This window comes from Candidatus Enterococcus murrayae, assembly GCF_017315985.1.
GTDB classification, from domain to species: Bacteria; Bacillota; Bacilli; order Lactobacillales; family Enterococcaceae; genus Enterococcus_A; species Enterococcus_A murrayae.
On sequence record NZ_JAFLVR010000040.1, the window covers coordinates 1991 to 5124 of the forward strand.

The following is a 3134-nucleotide window of genomic DNA, read 5'->3' on the forward strand; positions in this document are numbered from 1 at the left end:
AACAATCAAACCCCTAACGCAAGTTAGGATAAGGTTAAGTGAATAAGGGCGCACGGTGGATGCCTTGGCACTAGGAGCCGATGAAGGACGGGACTAACACCGATATGCTTCGGGGAGCTGTAAGTAAGCTTTGATCCGGAGATTTCCGAATGGGGAAACCCAGCATCTTTTATAGGATGTTACTTTTCAGTGAATACATAGCTGATTAGAGGTAGACGCAGAGAACTGAAACATCTAAGTACCTGCAGGAAGAGAAAGAAAAATCGATTCCCTGAGTAGCGGCGAGCGAAACGGGAAAAGCCCAAACCAAGAGGCTTGCCTCTTGGGGTTGTAGGACTCCGATATGGTAGTTCAGTGAGATAGTCGAAGGACCTGGAAAGGTCTGCTGGAAAGGGTAAAAGCCCCGTAGACAAAATTTGACTGGCACCTAGGAGGATCCTGAGTACGGCGGAACACGAGGAATTCCGTCGGAATCCGGGAGGACCATCTCCCAAGGCTAAATACTCCCTAGTGACCGATAGTGAACCAGTACCGTGAGGGAAAGGTGAAAAGCACCCCGGAAGGGGAGTGAAATAGATCCTGAAACCGTGTGCCTACAACAAGTTAGAGCCCGTTAATGGGTGATAGCGTGCCTTTTGTAGAATGAACCGGCGAGTTACGATTACTTGCGAGGTTAAGTTGAAAAGACGGAGCCGCAGCGAAAGCGAGTCTGAATAGGGCGAATGAGTAAGTGGTCGTAGACCCGAAACCATGTGATCTACCCATGTCCAGGTTGAAGGTGCGGTAAAACGCACTGGAGGACCGAACCCACGTACGTTGAAAAGTGCGGGGATGAGGTGTGGGTAGCGGAGAAATTCCAAACGAACTTGGAGATAGCTGGTTCTCTCCGAAATAGCTTTAGGGCTAGCCTCAGAGTAAGAATGATGGAGGTAGAGCACTGTTTGGACTAGGGGCCCATCTCGGGTTACCGAATTCAGATAAACTCCGAATGCCATCCATTCATCTCTGGGAGTCAGACTGTGAGTGATAAGATCCATAGTCGAAAGGGAAACAGCCCAGACCACCAGCTAAGGTCCCCAAATAACTATTAAGTGGAAAAGGATGTGGGGTTGCACAGACAACTAGGATGTTGGCTTAGAAGCAGCCACCATTTAAAGAGTGCGTAATAGCTCACTAGTCGAGTGACCCTGCGCCGAAAATGTACCGGGGCTAAATAGTTTACCGAAGCTGTGGAGCACACCATTAGGTGTGTTGGTAGGAGAGCGTTCTAAGGGCGTTGAAGGCAGATCGTGAGGACTGCTGGAGCGCTTAGAAGTGAGAATGCCGGTATGAGTAGCGAAAGACAGGTGAGAATCCTGTCCACCGAATGACTAAGGTTTCCTGGGGAAGGCTCGTCCGCCCAGGGTTAGTCGGGACCTAAGCCGAGGCCGAAAGGCGTAGGCGATGGATAACAGGTTGATATTCCTGTACCCGTTGTTTTTGTTTGAGCAATGGAGGGACGCAGGAGGCTAAGGAATCAGACGATTGGAAATGTCTGTCCAAGCAATGAGTCTTGAAGTGAGTCAAATGCTTGCTTCTTTAAGGACAAGTTGTGATGGGGAGGGAAATAATAGTACCGAAGTTCCCGATGTCACACTGCCGAGAAAAGCTTCTAGTGAGAAACCAATGGCCCGTACCGCAAACCGACACAGGTAGTCGAGGAGAGAATCCTAAGGTGAGCGAGAGAACTCTCGTTAAGGAACTCGGCAAAATGACCCCGTAACTTCGGGAGAAGGGGTGCTGATCTAACGATCAGCCGCAGTGAATAGGCCCAAGCGACTGTTTATCAAAAACACAGGTCTCTGCAAAATCGAAAGATGACGTATAGGGGCTGACGCCTGCCCGGTGCTGGAAGGTTAAGAGGAGTGCTTAGCGTAAGCGAAGGTACGAATTGAAGCCCCAGTAAACGGCGGCCGTAACTATAACGGTCCTAAGGTAGCGAAATTCCTTGTCGGGTAAGTTCCGACCCGCACGAAAGGCGTAACGATTTGGGCACTGTCTCAACGAGAGACTCGGTGAAATTTTAGTACCTGTGAAGATGCAGGTTACCCGCGACAGGACGGAAAGACCCCATGGAGCTTTACTGCAGTTTGATATTGAGTGTTTGTACCACATGTACAGGATAGGTAGGAGCCGTAGAAGTCGGGACGCTAGTTTCGACAGAGGCGCTGGTGGGATACTACCCTTGTGTTATGACCACTCTAACCCGCACCACTCATCGTGGTGGGAGACAGTGTCAGATGGGCAGTTTGACTGGGGCGGTCGCCTCCTAAAGAGTAACGGAGGCGCCCAAAGGTTCCCTCAGAATGGTTGGAAATCATTCGCAGAGTGTAAAGGCACAAGGGAGCTTGACTGCGAGACCTACAAGTCGAGCAGGGACGAAAGTCGGGCTTAGTGATCCGGTGGTTCCGCATGGAAGGGCCATCGCTCAACGGATAAAAGCTACCCTGGGGATAACAGGCTTATCTCCCCCAAGAGTCCACATCGACGGGGAGGTTTGGCACCTCGATGTCGGCTCGTCGCATCCTGGGGCTGTAGTCGGTCCCAAGGGTTGGGCTGTTCGCCCATTAAAGCGGCACGCGAGCTGGGTTCAGAACGTCGTGAGACAGTTCGGTCCCTATCCGTCGCGGGCGTTGGAAATTTGAGAGGATCTGTCCTTAGTACGAGAGGACCGGGATGGACTTACCGCTGGTGTACCAGTTGTCTCGCCAGAGGCATCGCTGGGTAGCTATGTAGGGAAGGGATAAACGCTGAAAGCATCTAAGTGTGAAGCCCACCTCAAGATGAGATTTCCCATTTCTTTAAGAAAGTAAGATCCCTGAGAGAAGATCAGGTAGATAGGTCAGGAGTGGAAGTGCAGTGATGTACGGAGCGGACTGATACTAATCGATCGAGGACTTAACCAAAAATTGATTTGAGGTTGTTTAAAAGACGTTTCTGATCCAGTTTTGAGTGAACGACGTTTACTCAAAAAAGAAAATAGTGTGGTGGCGATAGCGAGAAGGATACACCTGTTCCCATGTCGAACACAGAAGTTAAGCTTCTTAGCGCCGATTGTAGTGAGGGGTTGCCCCTTGTGAGATTAGGACGTCGCC

Annotated in this window: 2 rRNA genes; both read left to right on the plus strand. The window is 50.5% G+C overall.

The annotated features are described in order from the left end of the window. Positions 1-32: 32 nt before the first annotated feature. Positions 33-2945, plus strand: a 23S ribosomal RNA gene (locus JZO85_RS16145). Positions 2946-3022: 77 nt separating this feature from the next. After that, positions 3023-3134: ribosomal RNA gene (rrf, locus tag JZO85_RS16150) — 5S ribosomal RNA — on the plus strand; the annotation flags it as partial.